This is a genomic window from Qipengyuania sphaerica (assembly GCF_019711595.1).
Classification (GTDB): Bacteria; Pseudomonadota; Alphaproteobacteria; order Sphingomonadales; family Sphingomonadaceae; genus Qipengyuania; species Qipengyuania sphaerica.
The window spans coordinates 15,996-31,189 of record NZ_JAIGNR010000001.1; the positions used below are offsets into that span (position 1 = coordinate 15,996).

At 56.1% G+C, this 15,194-nt stretch carries 15 protein-coding genes; 3 read left to right on the plus strand and 12 right to left on the minus strand.

Annotated elements, in window-relative coordinates; translation table 11 throughout:
- The first annotated feature begins 29 nt into the window (after window positions 1-29).
- Window positions 30-950 carry a WecB/TagA/CpsF family glycosyltransferase gene (locus K3178_RS00075; protein WP_221569366.1) on the plus strand — a complete coding sequence of 307 codons (921 nt, stop codon included), beginning with the start codon at window positions 30-32 and terminating at the stop codon, window positions 948-950.
- Window positions 951-954: 4 nt separating this feature from the next.
- On the opposite strand, the gene K3178_RS00080 is transcribed toward K3178_RS00075, so the two are convergent.
- Window positions 955-2,139 carry a glycosyltransferase family 2 protein gene (locus tag K3178_RS00080; protein WP_221569368.1) on the minus strand — a complete coding sequence of 395 codons (1,185 nt, stop codon included), beginning with the start codon at window positions 2,137-2,139 and terminating at the stop codon, window positions 955-957.
- Between the two features lie 53 nt (window positions 2,140-2,192).
- Between K3178_RS00080 and K3178_RS00085 the strand changes: the two genes are divergently transcribed.
- Window positions 2,193-3,146 (plus strand): UDP-glucuronic acid decarboxylase family protein, encoded by a 954-nt coding sequence (locus K3178_RS00085; protein ID WP_221569370.1) that lies wholly within the window; start codon window positions 2,193-2,195, stop codon window positions 3,144-3,146.
- A 31-nt stretch (window positions 3,147-3,177) separates the two neighbouring features.
- Here the strand turns inward: K3178_RS00085 and K3178_RS00090 are convergent, their stop codons facing one another.
- The 3 genes from K3178_RS00090 to xrtV are packed head-to-tail and all read right to left on the minus strand — an operon-like array spanning window position 3,178 to window position 5,641.
- Window positions 3,178-4,014: a hypothetical protein gene (locus tag K3178_RS00090; protein ID WP_221569371.1), complete on the minus strand. Its 837-nt coding sequence runs from the start codon at window positions 4,012-4,014 to the stop codon at window positions 3,178-3,180.
- Window positions 4,015-4,028: 14 nt separating this feature from the next.
- Entirely contained in the window at window positions 4,029-4,730 is a 702-nt protein-coding gene (gene epsI / locus K3178_RS14415; protein WP_221569373.1) for an exosortase-associated protein EpsI, V-type, read from the minus strand.
- Entirely contained in the window at window positions 4,727-5,641 is a 915-nt protein-coding gene (gene xrtV / locus K3178_RS00100; protein WP_221569375.1) for an exosortase V, read from the minus strand. Before xrtV ends, epsI begins: the two co-directional genes overlap by 4 nt.
- 321 nt (window positions 5,642-5,962) lie before the next feature.
- On the opposite strand from xrtV, the gene K3178_RS00105 reads away from it, so the two are divergent.
- On the plus strand, window positions 5,963-6,778 hold the full coding sequence (locus K3178_RS00105) for a cell wall hydrolase (RefSeq protein WP_247713465.1): 816 nt from the start codon (window positions 5,963-5,965) through the stop codon (window positions 6,776-6,778).
- A 381-nt stretch (window positions 6,779-7,159) separates the two neighbouring features.
- Here K3178_RS00105 and K3178_RS00110 read toward each other — a convergent pair whose 3' ends face one another.
- The 8 genes from K3178_RS00110 to K3178_RS00145 form a co-directional block, all read right to left on the minus strand.
- Entirely contained in the window at window positions 7,160-7,717 is a 558-nt protein-coding gene (locus tag K3178_RS00110) for an FxDxF family PEP-CTERM protein (protein WP_221569376.1), read from the minus strand.
- A gap of 237 nt (window positions 7,718-7,954) precedes the next feature.
- Window positions 7,955-8,896, minus strand: coding sequence for an FkbM family methyltransferase (locus K3178_RS00115; RefSeq protein WP_221569377.1), 942 nt, complete (start codon window positions 8,894-8,896; stop codon window positions 7,955-7,957).
- A 50-nt stretch (window positions 8,897-8,946) separates the two neighbouring features.
- Window positions 8,947-10,059, minus strand: a complete 1,113-nt coding sequence (locus tag K3178_RS00120; protein WP_221569378.1) for a glycosyltransferase family 4 protein — start codon at window positions 10,057-10,059, stop codon at window positions 8,947-8,949.
- 14 nt (window positions 10,060-10,073) lie between these two features.
- Window positions 10,074-10,994 carry a glycosyltransferase family 2 protein gene (locus K3178_RS00125; protein WP_221569379.1) on the minus strand — a complete coding sequence of 307 codons (921 nt, stop codon included), beginning with the start codon at window positions 10,992-10,994 and terminating at the stop codon, window positions 10,074-10,076.
- Window positions 10,995-11,611: 617 nt separating this feature from the next.
- On the minus strand, window positions 11,612-12,949 hold the full coding sequence (locus K3178_RS00130) for a mechanosensitive ion channel family protein (protein ID WP_221569380.1): 1,338 nt from the start codon (window positions 12,947-12,949) through the stop codon (window positions 11,612-11,614).
- A 25-nt stretch (window positions 12,950-12,974) separates the two neighbouring features.
- A complete protein-coding gene (locus tag K3178_RS00135; protein WP_221569381.1) occupies window positions 12,975-14,318 on the minus strand; it encodes a serine hydrolase domain-containing protein in 1,344 nt (447 codons plus the stop codon).
- Between the two features lie 24 nt (window positions 14,319-14,342).
- Window positions 14,343-14,792, minus strand: a complete 450-nt coding sequence (locus K3178_RS00140; protein ID WP_221429238.1) for a hypothetical protein — start codon at window positions 14,790-14,792, stop codon at window positions 14,343-14,345.
- A 3-nt stretch (window positions 14,793-14,795) separates the two neighbouring features.
- Window positions 14,796-15,182 carry a hypothetical protein gene (locus tag K3178_RS00145; RefSeq protein WP_221569382.1) on the minus strand — a complete coding sequence of 129 codons (387 nt, stop codon included), beginning with the start codon at window positions 15,180-15,182 and terminating at the stop codon, window positions 14,796-14,798.
- Window positions 15,183-15,194 lie beyond the last annotated feature (12 nt).

The following is a 15,194-nucleotide window of genomic DNA, read 5'->3' on the forward strand; positions in this document are numbered from 1 at the left end:
TTGTTTCATCGTGTTCGAGAGGTGTCGCAATGGAAGGGATTGAAGATAAATTCGACCAGCGCTCGGCGATCCAAGATCGACTGGACGATGACGACCTTCTCCCGCTGGAAGCCAAAAAGCTATTCTTCGAAAAGCCGCCCGGGTCTGCCGATGAGCTTTATATTGATCCATTGGGCGGGAAAGAGCCTGAAGCTCCGGAGCTCTTGCGGACCGAATTCCTGGGCATGAATTTTCATAATGCCGTTCTGGCAGAGCTTCTTGACTCCCTTAGCTCGAACATTGGTGCCGCCAGGTTCCGATATGCTGTCACGCCTAATGTCGACCACTTGGTCACAATCGCGCGCTCTGCAATCGGGTCCGACATCAGGGTAGCGTACGACGAAGCGGATTACCTTGTATGCGACAGCCGTGTTCTCTCGCTCATGGCGCGCAAGTCGCGCGTGGAGCTACCTGCGGTGCCCGGAAGCGATATTACAGCGGCGTTGCTCGCTCGCTTGGAGGATGGAACGAGTATCGCAGCGGTAGGCGGCTCGCCGGTCGTCCACGAAGAGCTACGCGCTCGCTACCCGCAATTCGAATGGAGCTTTTTCATACCGCCCATGGGAGTTTTACACTCCGAGGAGGCGCAAGATGCCATTTGCCAATTCGTCGCGACGACGGATGCGGATATTAGCTTTATCGCGATAGGCGCCCCGCAAAGCGAGGTGGTCTGCCGGAAGATCAAAGCAGCCGGGAATGCCCGGGGCCTCGCCCTTTGTATTGGCGCATCGCTGGAGTTCATCACCGGCGAGAAGACCCGCGCTCCGCTCTGGGTACAGAAAGCCCATTGCGAATGGCTTTTCCGTCTCCTCCAAGAGCCGCATCGACTGGCGTATCGTTATCTAATCAAGGGGCCGACAATTTTCCTGGCTTGGGCCCGTTGGTCACGATCGCGGCGAGGTGTTGCTTAAAGGACTAGTCATCCCAGTTCCTCTGTCGCTTGGTCACGAACGACAGATAGATCGGGACCTTCCACAATAGATAAAAAGGAATTGATGCGACAGCTCGAAGCGACAGGTATTCACGGCCCTTGGTTGCCCAAAGAAACGCAAGCAAGATCGCGGTTACGGTGATGAGAGTGAGCAGGGTTGCCAGTGGAAGAATGGATGCACCGCCGAACACAAGAAGCCCCGAGGCTATGGATGCTAGACCGGAAAGGATGAGCAGCAATGCGAGCGGCGGGACAAGTAGGTGGAGGCCGAGCGCGACCAGTGGTGGCGACGCACTCAAAATTCCTTTCAACACGGTAGGCGCAGCCTGACGTAAAGCGTGGCCCAGAAAACCATGTTCCCACCTCTTCCGCTGCCCGGCTGTTTCCTGAACGGTTTCGGCGTCGCTCCAGACTTCCGCCACTTCGGGAAAGAGGATCGTTTCGCCACTGGAAATAATTTGGATCGTCATCTGGATGTCCTCTGCAGCGTCCCCGGTGGCCAAGGGCAGTGCGATAAACTTGTGCCAGGGAAAAGCCATTCCAGTTCCAAGCAGTGCCGCAGATCCTCCCAGGCGAAACATACCTCTCATCCGGAACCGGTTTTTCACAAGCATGGCGAAGTTCGAAATCTGCAGCTGGGCCGAAAGAGAACGATCCGGTGCGAACAAATTGATCGCCTGTACCGCCTGACCGCTCGCGATCGCCTTCGCACCGAGCGCCTTGGCGGACGAACCCGAAATTCGGCAATCTGCATCGAGAACGATTACCGCGTGGGGCGCCGAATTTGCCAGATACTCGCGCCCGCAAGCCAAAGCGTACCCTTTGCCGCGGCACTCATCATCAAACCTCTCAATGACGTCTGCTCCCGCACTTTTCGCAACTTCAGCAGTGCGGTCCGAGCAATTGTCAGCCACAACGACAATTCGCGCGAAGGAGGCTGTACGCTTGAGTTCGCCGATCGTGTCGCCAATGACATGTTGCTCGTTATGGGCCGGAATAAGGATTGCCAGATTTTCCAACGCATCTTCAACTCCGCCGCGCACACGGGTCGGATAGAGGCCTGCCGCAAGCTCAATGACAAGGTAGCTCAAGGACAGCAGAAATGGCGTCACCAGCAACCACGATAACACTGTGAGAAACGCGCCTGATTGGGCGCTCATATCGAACATTCCGAGATGACTTCCAGACAATATCTGACTTAGAACGACAGGATCAAAAAAAAATGTCACGCAACTATTTCTCGCGAAAACGAATTCTGGTCACGGGCGGCGCCGGCTTCATAGGCTCGCACCTGATTGACCGGCTTCTCGAGGATGGACACGAAATCCTGTGCGTCGATAATCTCTTCACGGGATCGAAGGAGAACATTTCTCATCATTTCGGGAACTCGCGTTTCGAGTTCATGAGGCACGACATATGCTTTCCTCTATTTGTCGAAGTGGACGCGATTTACAATCTCGCATGTCCGGCATCGCCTATCCATTATCAATACGATCCCGTTCAGACTGTGAAAGCGTCGGTGATCGGGTCAATCAACATGCTGGGCCTCGCAAAGCGCCTGCGGTGCCCGATCCTGCAAGCATCGACGAGCGAGGTATACGGCGATCCCGAACAGCATCCGCAACAGGAATCGTACTGGGGTAATGTCAATCCGATCGGCCTTCGTTCCTGTTACGATGAAGGGAAGCGTTGCGCTGAAACCCTGTTCTTCGATTATCACAGACAGCACGGTGTCGACATCAAGGTCGCACGCATATTCAACACTTACGGACCGAGGATGCACCCCTCCGATGGCCGCGTGATCTCGAACTTCGCGATGCAGGCCCTACGCGGAGAGGATATCACTGTTTATGGCAGCGGAGAGCAGACGCGCAGTTTTGGATATGTCTCCGATCTCGTCGAAGGGCTGGTGCGTTTGATGGACTACGATTCCGCTTTCCAAGGGCCGATCAACCTCGGCAACCCGACGGAATTTACCATCCGGGAACTGGCCGAGATCATTATCGAAATGACCTATTCGAACTCAAAAATCGTAGAGAAGCCGCTTCCATCGGACGATCCTACTCAGCGTCGCCCGGACATCAGCCTGGCCCGTGAAAAACTGAATTGGCAACCTCAGATTTCACTGCGGGATGGACTCGCGAAGACATTGCCTTCCTTCGAACAACTTCTCTAGGTGTTTGATCGCCGGGTAAGTTCAAGCGCCCCTAGGTGGCTGGGGACTCCTCCTTGGGAGGGGGTTCGTAACCCGCCTGGTATTGGATCTGTGCAGAACTCTTCGCAGTTTCGAGCCTCGTCTCGAGCAGCTCCGCCAATTCCTCTCGCTTGATCCTGTCAGCTATTTGTGAGGGCATTGCCTGAGCATCGCGCTCGGCCGCTTGCTCGCCCATCACTACAGCGATTGTGATGACTCGCGGACCCGGCAGAATGAAAGGTTCACCCTCCGGCAGAGCAGCAATTTGACGAAGTCTATCAGCGCCGAGCATGGCGGTATCCAACTGGCTGCGCGAACGTTTGAAAACGACCCCCATGTCTGTGAGCGATTTTGCAACTTCATCCATGGAGTGATCATCCTTGAGCGCGCTAAGGGCTTGAGGGTCGGCAAGAACAGGGAAGGTAATCTGATCAACCTCGAGCAGCTTGCGTTGTTCGAAAGCTTCGGGATGGGATCGTGCATAATCACTAAGTTCGGCATCGGTCGGTGTAGCGACTGCGCGCTGCAATTTGTCCCGCAACTGGTCGATCAGCATATTGTCGATCAACTCTCTCTGACGGATGAAGAACTCGGGCGTCTGATCGAGCCCTTCCTCGCGAGCGGCACGCGCCAAGAGCCGCCTATCAATGACCCGTTGCAACGCTATATTCCGCGCTAATTCTGGGTCGAAACTTTGCGGCAGGCGCATCGATGCCAGCTCGCCATTGATTTCCTGAATGGTGATCTCATCACCGTCGACAATCGCGGCAACTTGCCCGGTAGGCGTTTGTTCGCATGCCATGAGTAGCAGGCTGGCACAGATTAGGGTCGAATGGACGATGCGACGCATTTGGAATTCTCCTACTACTCGCCAGTCAGAAGCCTACGCATGGACATAGGTGAGGCGGCGTGAAACGATTGAACGAACTGGCGCATGTGGTTCAGGGCAGTTTCGGGCCTTGGAGACAGAGACGATACTCTCAGCATCAGGCCGTCAGGAATATAGCCTCTAAGGTTTTCCGCGATTACCGTTTCACGCTGACTCGCCCAGCTCCGCGGAAAACTGTTCCCGACGCGAGTGAAATACATGACATGCTCGACCCGCCCAGGGCTTGAAGCCGTGAACATCGAAGCGGGTATCGATTTTGCGCCCAACCGTAACTGGGTGGCCGCCGTTTCCGTCAGTTCGAACCCGCCGACCGGGTAACAGACTTCCGGGCGATGGACTTGCAGCATGCCGTCCTGACGATTGTTGTAAGCCATGAGCAACATGACCTCCTCACCGCCAGCCTCACGGTAAACTTGGGTGATCAGATTGTCATATAGCCGGTCGCTTAATTCGTCGGGAGGCGGGAGTACAACGTCGCCACTTCCCGTGCTCGACCACTCCCCACATCGGTCTGGCACCCAAGCCCGAAAATCTTGCTTCTCTATCACCGGGTTCGCAACCACTGGACGCCGGGCTTCGGCCAAAACCGCAGCTGCGGTCAGCATTCCACCCAGTACTAGATGTCGACGCGTAATCCGCATTGGGGGCCGATCGAAGCTATCGTCAGCGTGCTTCATGCCGATAGCCGTTCTTCCGTTGGCTGCGCTCTAAACCGCAGCCGCTTCGATTGAAGGAGGGCATCAAGCGCAAACATCGTACCTAACGCTACCGCAAACATAAGTAGCCCGGCAAAGTTGTGCATGAACCCTTGGCCAGTTGCTTCCCCAAAATGATAGGTGAGCAAGATCAAAATGACGACCCGCACCCAATTCGCGAAGAGCGCAACGGGAAGCACGAGAAGCGCAAGGAAGGCTACATACCGCGGCTCTGCCTTGTGCCGAACATAGGCATAGAATAGAGAAATGGCCGACAGCGACAGGATAGTGTTCAAACCTGCGCAAGCCGCTGCCACAAGTAGCAAATACTGGCCTACGCTAATTGTCACGCCTTGGGCGCCGATCGGATAACCGACAAAAGATAGGGCACCAACGGCAGCTTGGGAAATCCAGAGCTTCAGCGGGAGTGTTATTGCAGCCACCACGCTTTCGGGCGGCGGAAAAATGAAAAGCAGATATATCAGCGGGAACCAGAGGCGCCGAATTCCTTCCCATCCGATCACGCTATAAAGAACTGCGATGAGCGCAGCATACATCAGGTAGCCTTCAATCTCTACGATCTGGGTAACCCTGGCAATTGCATAAAGCGGCAGGATCAACGTCAGGATTGCGATGGGGTATGCGGCTCTTGGCGGAACGAAGTGGCGCCTATGCTCCGAAAACGATTCATAAAGTAGCCATAGCCCTGTCGCGAGTATGATCGGGGCATGTGCGCCTGTTTCTCCGGTCCAACCTTCTCGGACGACGAAAGCCATGGTCGGGATGGTCAGGGCAAGAATGCCGATAGCCAAGACAGTTACGTCGACGGCATTTTTGGCGCCCATCATTTTCACCAGCCAGCTTCTGTCGCGAGATGCGTGCGCCAAATCCATTGCCCCTTTCCCTTGGTCATTTCCTCGTTGGATTGGCGATCGGAATAGTTCAGTGCAACACTAGCAACTGCGCGATTTTAAACAAGTTGCTTCGCGAAAACCCGCCGCTCTGGTAAGCGTCTTGAATGATATCGTTCGCGCCCGAAAAACTGTAAGATGGGGGCGCTGCAATCAATGCTCCACCGGTATCCGGTTACTCTGGCGATCGCCACACTCCTGGCCGGGATAATCGGTATTCTCACTCTGGCTAAGGACACTCCAACCACTCTGCGGGGAATGGCGAGGAATATCGCCCCCCAACTTGAGGAGCAGAGGAGCGCAATGCCCGATCTGGCCGAAAACGGGGTTTTGGGCCTGACAGCCGAGGACGCCTTGGCGGTAAACAAGACAATCCCGATCTCTGATCAACCAATAGAAGCTGCCAATGCTTTGGTCCTTTCTGCGTATGTCAAAGATCCTCAAGCGATCTCGCGCGCCCAAAAATGCCTAGCTGATGCCATTTACTACGAAGCGGGATTTCAAGCCGTGCATGAACAGCGAGCTGTAGCTCAAGTTGTTTTAAATCGTGTGCGCCATCCGGCTTTTCCTTCATCGGTTTGTGAAGTCATTTACGAAGGGTCATACCGCAAGACGGGGTGCCAATTCACCTTTACCTGCGATGGGAGTCTACGCCGTCGACCTCAAGAATCTGCATGGCTACGATCCGAGACGGTGGCGAATAATGCTTTAGCAGGAGTGGTCGAGGAGTCTGTTGGCATGGCAACGCATTACCACGCGGACTATGTTGTGCCTCGCTGGGCGTTCGAGCTTACAAAAATCCGTCAGGTCGGCAGGCATATTTTTTATCGTTGGAATGGAGCTTGGGGGCGAAGAGCGGCTTTCAAGTATTCGCCAACTAACGATCCATCTGTGGAGGAAATTCTGGGGTTGACGGGCGAAGTTCCGTCGGCGGAAAACGATGATACATTCGCCAATCACTCCCCGCTCAGCGGCAGTGGTCTGATCGTCGACTCCAGCCCGCGGACAACTCCTGATACGCAAAAAGGTTTGGCGAGCGATGCTCAAAAAGGAGTGCCGATCGCTGACACGTCGGCCGGCACTTTGCGTGTGGATCAAGATGGGGCGCTGATAGATTAGGGTGGCGTTCGTTCAGAAATAGCCTGACATCCTTGTCCAGGCTATCGCTCGTCATCAGATGGTCCCACCGGGTGGATGGAAAGAACGCACTTCATTTTGTCAGCATCTCGATCAATTTTCCGTAGTAATCGAGAGCGAATCGTATATGCTCATTTTGTGGCTATCCGGTCACTCGCGGAAGCTGATTAGCCCCATTGGTTCTAGTTTCAGCTTTTTTACTAAGCCCTACTCGAGAGAGTAGGGTTTTTTTGATGGGTCGACTCTATCGATTGAGTGCCGGCAATCAGAAGACTAAATTTAAGACCTTCATGACTAGCACGAAAAACCCCGCGCCATCTGATGGCGCGGGGTCGATCTCAACTGTTTTGCGATCCTGAAGGCTCAGGTCATGTTCACTCGAAGCAGCTCGGCTGGCCTTGTTGACCGATTACGGCGCAGGGCCAAACCAACACCGAAGAAGCCAAGAAGCAGCATCATCCATGTCGCCGGTTCAGGTACGGCCGGGGTGATGGTGATTGTCCCGCCGAGGGCTCCCTGACCGCGGTTGTCACCGTAGATATTCAGGCTGTACTGACCTGCATCGAGAGCAAAATTCGAAAGGCCCCAGGCTTCGATGGTTCCATCGTCGAACAACTCCGACAGCGAAGTGATCGTGCCGCTGCCGTCACTGAGAAATACCTCGGTGAAATCAATATCGATCGAACTGGTATCGACCGTGAAACTGTAAAGTCCCGCGAGATCGTTCGTCAGGGTAAGCCACTCGTAAAACGTCGGCTCTTCGAGATTGGAGTCGTCGAAGGAAATCGTCGTCGTACCGTTCGAGGTGTCTGGACCGTCAACATTCTCGAGACTGGTGTCGTCGATCGTTACAGTTGCGGCTGCCGGTACCGCAAGGGTGCATGCAGCTGCGGCCATGGCGATTGGTAGAATTTTCCTCATTTAGGTCTCCGTTCGCATTATTGCCGCTGGCCCCGAATTTCCCCGAATTCCGGGAAAAGAATCACTCCGCGACAGGATTCAAAGGGTTAACTACCGGTTAACTCACAAGGAGTCCAATGCTTTCTCGGCTTTTTGTTTCCCAACATTCTGAAGGGTTGAGAGTTTTCACGATCGGACGAGCGTTGCTTCGGTTTATTCAAGGACGCACGGTGTGCGTATCCGCGTGTGCGCCGGGCATCATTTACCTTGAAGGATCGGACCGAAGCAGCGGGTAATTCGTCGCTCCGCCATACCGTTCGGAGACAAGGCTATCAGGTTGTAGCCCCGCGCGGGGTTGGTCTTCAATAAATCCAAGCGGCCAATATTTTCTTGGATGATAACCTCGATCGACCCATCATCCGCGAGAAACGCAACTTGAAAGCCTCGTTCCAATGCGTCGATGGAAATGTGATCGCGTACATTGCCGTGATCTTCGAACAGGAAGATCACATTCCCAAACTTTCCAGGTTCAATAGAAGCGAAAATTTCACGTTCCATTCCTTCGATGTCGAGCTTAACGAATATCAACTGGTCATCTGAGGTTCTGAACTCGGCCTGTTGGTCGGTTAGCTCGCCGACTGAGATTGTTTCGATCAATTCGACTTTCGCATCTTGGGGTGACAATTCTGCTTTCATCGTCGCCGACGCGTGATCGCTCTCACTACTATAAAAGGTCACACTGTCACCCGACCGCAATCCGACAGCTTTATTGATCACCGAGAAGCTTTTCCCATTGGTTTCCCAGTTTCGTTTAAGTCGCGAAAAAGTTCTTTTGCCCGCTTCGATCGCTACTACACGGCGTGGATCATCAATTACCTGAGATGCTACCACGCTCCACAAGCCCAGGTTGGCGCCGCAGTCCAGAAACGAATCTCCACCTGTCATCATCCGGGAAAGGAAGTGATCAAGATCTGGCTCGTACTGCCTTTCCAGCAACAAATAATGCAACCAATAGCGATCATTTCTCGGCACGCCAAAGGTCCCACCGCCCCCAAGATCGAATTTGAGCCAATCATCCTTGCTCATCAGCTTTGCAGCGAAAACGCAGGCGAGCCCAATCGCCCTTCCTCCTGACAGAGCCTGCGACAAGGCCGTCGCGGACCGGAGACCAGCAAGAATTGCACGGTTGCGCAGCCGCATGAGCGCAGACGGCTCCCGAACCGTAATTGGTTGGACAAGCAACGATTGGCTCAAGATACGAGGCTTCGATGTCGTGCGTGCACCTCGGCGAGGAACTCGCGATACTTCTTGGCGATGTTCTCCCATGCAAACCGCGTTACGGCATTGTCGGCGCGGCGGATGGCATTTTCTTTACCGCGCTCGAGCGCTGCCTTGAGTGCCTTGATCAAGAGCTCCTCATCGCCTGCATCTGTGAGTCCAGGATAATCCCCCCCGTATATCCATTTCGTCACCGGATAATCGTGGGCGACGACCGGAATACCTGTCGCAAGAGCCTCGACATAAACGTTGCCGAATGACTCGTGGAAAGTTGGATGAAGCATGACGTCGGCAACACGATAGAGGTCGGGCATCTGATCCAGAGGCAGTGTCATTCGACGAAAACGTCCAGGCATGATCTCCTCACCGAGAGCGTCGAATTTTTCCCTCAATGGGCCATCGCCGGCGACCACAAGTTGTGCGTCGGGGATTTCTGCGACGGCCCGCATTCCTTCCAAAACGCGCTTACTATCGACTAGGGCGCTGACCATAAGGACGATCGGCCCCTTCTCCGAAAAATCGAACTGCGCGCGGTCGCCTTTGGCCGGATAGAATTTCTTCGGATCGAAGCCGTTGGGGACGAGGATCGAGGGCCACCTGTCCTTGTTGCGCTCGTAATAATCGGGGTTGGTGCAAATCAAGCCATCGCAGCGGAACTGCGAATATTCGAGATCATCGCAATAAGCGGGCCAATCGCCATTCTGAGTGACGAAAATATGAGCTGGCTTCCTACGGAACGGTGGCCATCGCGTGAGCATCCAGTTTACAAACGGATAGCTGCAGGTGACCGTTACGTCAGCGTCATTGGGCCGATAACTTCTCAGATGGTTCAGTGCCCAAGTCGATTCCTCGTAGATGTACTCGGTTCGAAAGGGCGGAACTTTGGGGAAGCGCTCGAAGCTTTCGCGGGGTATTAGGGATGTCGACGAGAACGCATATGCGCGGCCCGCCAATTCTGTCCCCGAGCCAAAAAGTGTCACTTCATCCAAGCCCAGATTGGCTATTTCATTCGCAACAGCCTCGAATGCCACTTCGGCACCTCGGTGCACGCGATGAAGCCCCGGCAAAACAAAACTGATACGCATTCAATCTGACCCATTTAGTGTTTCTTGCGGACACCGACTGCCCCACTCATCAATCCAACTCCTCCGGCCGCAGCGGCAACACCATACCGCCATTGCGGGGGCGCTCGCCTACTCAGCCTGGCGAAGGGGCGAACAACTGCCTCCACGAAGCCTTTGGCCCCGCGCAGAAAAAGCCTGCCCCGGCCAACACCAAAGTGTCTATTTGTCACATAGGTCGAATTGCCCAACCAGTAGCGATAAAGAATCTGGTGTTTCAAAGTTGCACGCTCGGGAGGTTCATTCCCCCAGACTCCGGCAGCTTTGGCGAACCTAATCTTTAATCCGGCGCGGTGCGCCGTGCGATAGAAAACCATATCTTCACCGCCCAATTTTCCGAGTTCGGGAAGGAAACGGATTTGAGGGTTCTCTCGCAAGAATGATGCGCGGATAATCGAGTTGTTAGTGGCCGCGACATCCAAAGCTGCCCGGTCTTCGAAATCGAAGCGGACATCATCGAAAAACGGTTGTTCTTCCAGCCAGCGGGGGGATCCTGGAGGAACCCGAAGGTTCATTTGTCCGGTGGCGCAATCCGCGCCGGTCCCCTCCAGTACATCGAGATAGGCTCCGAGCCAGCTGGAAGTGGGTTCGCAATCATCATCAATCATGGCCACCCAGTCGGAGCCTTTGCTGGCCACATCTACGGCGATATTGCGAGCGACCGAGATATTGCCAATACCGGAAATGCGGTATCTCACTCCACCGGCAAATCTATTTTTGAATTCGCAAACGACGGAACGAGCGCGCCCATCCGGGTTATCATCTACTATAACGACCCCGATCTTCGCCCGCTCACGGACCTCGTTGGCAGCTTCCACAAGTGCTGCAAGCAGCGTCCGCAAAGGCTCATTGCGACGATATGTACAGACTGCGACAGTTATTTTCGGTAAGTTGCGCATGGAGCCTTAACGCTTGGATATTTAATGCATTATCTCACGAGATAATTACACGGTTGTGGCAAGTCCACCCCGCCGGCATGAGACCTACCTGGTTTAAGGCGGATATTTCCTGCTAAAGGTTAGCCAGCCTTCCAAAAAACCAAATGAGTTATAGGGTCCCTATCGGCTGGACGAACTCTTGCACCCTCTGGCGCTTAGCAGCGGAGGCACCTTTCACAATCGTGAAGATCAGTCAGCACACGTACGCAGCAGGGGGGCGTCGTTTCGCAATTTACGGGTCGCAGCGCTTAAGTGGTGTGGAGCGACAAGGGGCGTTGCGTCCGGATTGTATAGTTTTACACCGGAACCGGACAGTCTGCTTTCGGGTCGTTAGCAGCCGGTCCGCTTCTGGCACATCGGTAGCTCAGTGAAGCTGTCGCGAAGTGGGTGGAAAGCGGACATCACTTTGAGATGCATTACTCACGGACAGGGTGTGATGAGCGCTTAATCGAGGGGCGAAAGCCTGTAGGGTCGCGGTAAGGCGCGACCATCGCGAAGGCGAGTTAACTTATGAAATGCGCCCCGCAAGAGGCAAGTTGCTATTTTCGTAAGGCGCAGAATACGCGATCTGTGAGGGACTATTTGGCGTCCTTGGGCAGCGACTTCACGTGCACGTCCTGCTGCGGGAAAGGCATCGCCAGGCCGCGCGCATCGAAGGCCTCTTTGACCTTCTGCGTGAGCTCGCATTTCACATCCCAATAGTCTTCGGCCTTCACCCACGGGCGGCATACGAAGTTCACCGCGCTCGCGCCGAGTTCGGCGGGGCGTATATCCGCCGCAGGTTCGGACAGGACCTTCGGGTGAGCCGCAACCTGTTCCTTGAGAAGGTCCAGCACTTCTTGGATGGAGTCCTCATAGGAAGCCCCGAACTCAAGGTCTACGCGGCGCGTTTCGCTGGCTGTCGCGTTCACGATCACGTTGCCCCAGACGTTCTTGTTCGGGACGACGATGATCCGGTTGTCCGGCGTCGCGACTGTGGTGCCGACCATGTTCACATTCTTCACGGTCCCGCCGACGCCGCCGACCTCGATGTAGTCGCCCTCGTCGAACGGCTGGTTGATCATGATCATCAGTCCGCTCGCGAGATTGCCGAGCGTATCCTGAAACGCGAACGCGAGAATGAATGAAGCGCCGCCGATGAGTGCGAACACAGGCGTTATGTCGACGTCGATCGAGGCCAGCACGATGATGATGCCGGCGAGGATGAAGAGCCAGAAAAAGGCACCGACGATGAATGCCTGCAGCAGTTTGGATATCTTCGTGAACCTGCCGATCCAGAGCTTCACGAAGCCCCTTGCAATGCGGGCAACGAGAATGATTGCCGCGACGGCGAGGAAAGCGACGAATATCCGCCAGAGTACGGCGATGCCGCCATCGGGCCTCCCAAGCCATTCGATGAAGGAGCCCAAGAGCGCCCTTGCGGGAGCAAGCGCGGTTTCCTCATAGAGAATGCCCTGCCGGTAAGAGCGAAGCTTCTGAACCAGATCCAGATTGCCGCCTTTGCGCTCCAGTGAGTCGACAACAAGTGTGTACCGCTCGAGCAGGCGGGCACGCTGTTCGACGAGGCCCACGATCGCGGCGATCTTCGCCTCGTCCGAGGGGTTTTCACTGCTTACGCGTTCAGCTTGCGCCCGTGCGATCTCAGCGGTTTTGCCGCGGACAAGCTGGAGCCAGGTTTCGCTGACTTCCTCCAGTTCCTCCACGGTCAACGGCACAAGCAGATGTGAAAGCTGCGCTACGGAGATATTCGGCCGGCTGGCAAGAGCGACCAGTTCGTCGGGAGCGGGTTCGGCAGGAGCCTCGGTGACTTCTGGCTCCTGCCTGTCCGGTTCGGCCTCCTGTGCGAGCGCGCTGGTCGGAAACCCGAAAGCAACGAAAGCCGCAATGAGAAGCGTCCAGAACCTTACTGTCGACATCGCTTTTCCCCCGCTCCGTTTGCCCTCAGTCCTTCGACATCAGGTATTCGGCTACCGCCTGGTAAGCGGGAAGCGAGGTTGGATCGATCCGCCCGTTCGCCGCTGTCGGGAAGGAAGCAAACCGGACGAGCACCATCTCGGCAGTCGGGTCGATATAGATCGTCTGGCCATGAACACCGCGAGCGGCATACGCCTCGTGCTCGTTGTGGAAGGACCACCACTGGCTGGCGTAGCTGCCACCCGGCATGGTCGGGAAACCAAGGAATTTGGACGGATCGCCGCCTTGGCTTATTCGCTCGGTTACCGCAGCCGGGAAAAGGCGCTTTCCATTGATGACTCCGCCATTCAGCACGAGCTGGCCGAGCCTGCCGAGGTCCCTCAAGCTGGCAGTCAGCCCGCCACCTGCGAAGGGAACGCCCTTGCCGTCCACGGTCTGGTAAGCGGCCTGTTCTGCACCCATTTTCGACCAGAGCCGTTCCGAGGCCAGCTGCGTCACCTCTTTCCCGGTCACGCGCGTGATGATCCATCCAAGCATGTCCGAATTGATTGTCTTGTAGTGGAATTCATCTCCGTGGCGGCCGTCCGGCTGGACCTGTTGCAGATACTCCCAATAGCCGTTTGGACCAGTGTAACCCTCCGGCTTGGGGAGCGGGCTCGCCGCGCGCGAATAGACCCAGATGTCTGCGTTCGGATCAGCGTAGTTCTCGGAATATTTGACGCCGGTGGTCATATCCATGACCTCGCGCACCGTTGCCGAGGCGAAGGCGCTGCCCTCGATTTCAGGGATGATGTCGATCACGCGCGCGGCTTCGTCGAGCTTGCCCTCGGTCACGAGGATCTGCGCGAGGAGGCCCGTGAGCGACTTGGTCATCGACATGGCGGCATGTTTGCCGTCCTCGGTCAGGCAGCCCGAGTATTTTTCATAGACCACGCGACCCTTGTGCATGATCAGGAGACCGTCGGTGTAGTTCGCGCCGAGCGATTCCTGCCACGTCATCTCCTCGTCGGAGTTCATCGGCGTGAAGGTCAACGCATCGATTGCATCCGCATATTCGCCGAGCTGGTCGGGCGGCAGGTAGGACAGGGGGACGGGCGCGCCCAGTCCGCGGCTGATCTCTTCGGTCGGAAGGAATTCGCGCAGATGACACACGCTCCATCTCAGACGCGGAAAGCTGAAATAGACCGAATCCGGTTGCGTGATGATCTTGTCTTCCGGTGGCGGGGAGCCGACCATCCACCCCATCACCCGCGGATCGGATTCCTCCGCTGAGAGGGGGGCTTGTCCTTGCTGAGCGGCCGCTGTGGTGGCCATCCCGCCAGCAACCGACAGCGAGAGCAGGGCCCCGGAAATCTTAGAGATGAAGCGCATGGATTTACTCCCTGTTCAAGGCTGTCAGTCGTCGTCCGTCACAGCTGCGATCACCCCGACCACGGCCGCACCCACGAGGACTCCGGTGAGAACATCCGCACCGTCGTTGTCACGGCGATTGTAGTAGCGACGCAGGTAGTCGTTGCGGTTCCAGTACCGCCCGTCGCGCCACCAGCGGCCGTTTCCGCGATAGAACCGGTCGTAATAATCTTCGCGGATTTCACGGCTGACTTCCCGCCGCGCCTCGCGCCGTTCACGCGCAACCTCGCGGTTGGCGCGGCGATACTCTCGCTCGACGCACTCGCGGTCCTTGCATCGGCGGATGCGCCGGTCCGCCTCGCGGCGCTCCCGGTTGACCTCGCGGTTGGCTTCACGGATTTCCCGGCGTACCTCCCAGCTCTGGGCTTGCACCTCGACCGGCATGCCGGTGAGCACCGTTGCGGCTCCGACCAATACCAATATTTTGCCGTACATCGCTCAGCCTCCCTTTGCGGCGCTGCGGAATTTTTCCGAGCGGCTCTCGTATTGCCGGAGGACTTCGACACAGTTCTCGTTATCAGTGATCACGCTCGTGCCGTATCCGAATGCGGCGGAGAACAGGAACGCGCGGTCCACGCCGAGCAGCCGCGTGATCGAGGCATGAATTTCGAGCACGTCACGCTCGAACGCGGCCTGCTGGTTCTCGGCCACGCACCCGCGGGAGAGGCCGGCGATATAGCCGAAGTTCTTCAGGCCGTTGTCGACCTGCTCCTCATCGCTGAGCGCTTCGCCAGCATCGTCCTGCGCGCTGACGGGCGACATCCCTGCGGCAGTAAGCATGAGTGCGCCTGCCGCCAGTGAATGGGTCATGAGCCTTTTCATCATTCAAACTCCTCT

Bases quoted from the DNA above. Each gene is read 5' to 3' on its own strand.
- K3178_RS00075 (WP_221569366.1), top strand. From the start codon at position 30: ATGGAAGGGATTGAAGATAAATTCGACCAGCGCTCGGCGATCCAAGAT.
- K3178_RS00080 (WP_221569368.1), bottom strand. From the start codon at position 2,139: ATGTTCGATATGAGCGCCCAATCAGGCGCGTTTCTCACAGTGTTATCG.
- K3178_RS00085 (WP_221569370.1), top strand. From the start codon at position 2,193: ATGTCACGCAACTATTTCTCGCGAAAACGAATTCTGGTCACGGGCGGC.
- K3178_RS00090 (WP_221569371.1), bottom strand. From the start codon at position 4,014: ATGCGTCGCATCGTCCATTCGACCCTAATCTGTGCCAGCCTGCTACTC.
- epsI (WP_221569373.1), bottom strand. From the start codon at position 4,730: ATGAAGCACGCTGACGATAGCTTCGATCGGCCCCCAATGCGGATTACG.
- xrtV (WP_221569375.1), bottom strand. From the start codon at position 5,641: ATGGATTTGGCGCACGCATCTCGCGACAGAAGCTGGCTGGTGAAAATG.
- K3178_RS00105 (WP_247713465.1), top strand. From the start codon at position 5,963: ATGCCCGATCTGGCCGAAAACGGGGTTTTGGGCCTGACAGCCGAGGAC.
- K3178_RS00110 (WP_221569376.1), bottom strand. From the start codon at position 7,717: ATGAGGAAAATTCTACCAATCGCCATGGCCGCAGCTGCATGCACCCTT.
- K3178_RS00115 (WP_221569377.1), bottom strand. From the start codon at position 8,896: ATGCGGCTGCGCAACCGTGCAATTCTTGCTGGTCTCCGGTCCGCGACG.
- K3178_RS00120 (WP_221569378.1), bottom strand. From the start codon at position 10,059: ATGCGTATCAGTTTTGTTTTGCCGGGGCTTCATCGCGTGCACCGAGGT.
- K3178_RS00125 (WP_221569379.1), bottom strand. From the start codon at position 10,994: ATGCGCAACTTACCGAAAATAACTGTCGCAGTCTGTACATATCGTCGC.
- K3178_RS00130 (WP_221569380.1), bottom strand. From the start codon at position 12,949: ATGTCGACAGTAAGGTTCTGGACGCTTCTCATTGCGGCTTTCGTTGCT.
- K3178_RS00135 (WP_221569381.1), bottom strand. From the start codon at position 14,318: ATGCGCTTCATCTCTAAGATTTCCGGGGCCCTGCTCTCGCTGTCGGTT.
- K3178_RS00140 (WP_221429238.1), bottom strand. From the start codon at position 14,792: ATGTACGGCAAAATATTGGTATTGGTCGGAGCCGCAACGGTGCTCACC.
- K3178_RS00145 (WP_221569382.1), bottom strand. From the start codon at position 15,182: ATGATGAAAAGGCTCATGACCCATTCACTGGCGGCAGGCGCACTCATG.